The organism is Streptosporangium sp. G12 (genome assembly GCF_052983175.1).
In genome coordinates this window covers 1-1277 of record NZ_JBRIQO010000089.1, presented here as the reverse complement: position 1 = coordinate 1277, position 1277 = coordinate 1, and the positions used below count along the sequence as shown (strand labels likewise).

Below are 1277 nucleotides of genomic sequence, written 5' to 3'. Positions count from 1 at the left end.
GTCGCGGATGAGGGTCTCCGGGTTTTGTCGGTGGGCTTCGGTAGGTTGATTGACGTGTCCCGCTTTCGGCTTCGGCCCACGCGCGCCCAAGAGGCGGCACTGCTGGAGCACTGCGGACACGCCCGATACGTATGGAATTTGGCCGTTGAGCAGCACGCCCACTGGCAGCGAGGCCGTAAGCCGGCGCCGGGTTTCGCCGAGCAGTGCCGCCAGTTGACGGAGGCTCGCGCTGAGTTCGCGTGGCTGCGCGGCGGGTCGGTCATCGTCCGGCGACAGGCGCTCAAGGACTTCGCCCAGGCCATGGCGAACTTCTTCGGCAAGACCCACCGCAAGCCGACGTGGCGTCAACGTGGGCGGGGCGAAGGGTTCCGGATCGTCGCGTTCAAACCTGGTGACGTACGCCGCGTGTCGCGCAACGTCGGCGAGGTTCGGATCCCGAAGGTTGGTTGGGTGCGGTTTCGCTGGTCGCGGCCCGTAGGTGAGGACGTGAGGTCCTACCGCGTCACCCGTGACCGGGCGGGCCGTTGGCATGTGGCGTTCGCCGCGATCCCCGAACCGGTCCCCGCACCCGGTTGGGGTGAGGTCGTTGGCGTGGACCGTGGCGTGGCCGTGTCGGCGGCGCTGTCCACGGGCGAGTTGCTGAACGCGCCCACTCTGCGCGGCGCCGAGAAGACACGGCTGCTGAGGTTGCAGCGGAAACTCGCGCGAGCGAAGCGGGGGTCGAACCGGCGTGGCACGGTCAAGGCCGCCATCGCGAAGCTGAAAGCCCGCGAGGCCGACCGGCGCAACGACTGGGTCGAGAAGACCTCGACCGGCCTGGCCCGCCGTTTCGACGTGATCGCGGTCGAAGATCTGAAGATCAGCGGCATGACGCGGTCGGCCAAGGGCGCCGTCGAGGCACCGGGGCGGAACGTCCGTCAGAAAGCGGGCCTGAACCGCGGCATCCTCGCTGCGGGGTGGGGCCGGCTGGTGGAGCGGTTGGAGCAGAAAGCTCCGGGACGCGTTCAGAAGATCGACCCGCGTTACACGTCGCAGACCTGCAACGCCTGCAAGCACCTCGCCGGGGAGAGTCGCGAGAGCCAAGCTCTCTTCCTGTGCGTCGCCTGCGGGCACCAGGCGCACGCCGACGTGAACGCGGCGAAGAACGTTCGCGACACTGCCGCAGGGCATGCGGTGGCTGCACGGGGAGGCTTCGGGTTGCCGGAGCCTGTGAACCGTGAACCTCAACGCGACCTCCTCCTTGTGGGGTAGTTGCTGTTGGAATCCCCCGCCTTCAG

At 68.3% G+C, this 1277-nt stretch carries 1 protein-coding gene; it reads left to right on the top strand.

The window, feature by feature from the left end; translation table 11 throughout:
- Positions 1–1251, top strand: a 1251-nt coding sequence (locus ACVCAG_RS45710; protein ID WP_447191667.1) for an RNA-guided endonuclease InsQ/TnpB family protein, incomplete at its 5' end; no start/stop codon positions are given.
- Positions 1252–1277 lie beyond the last annotated feature (26 nt).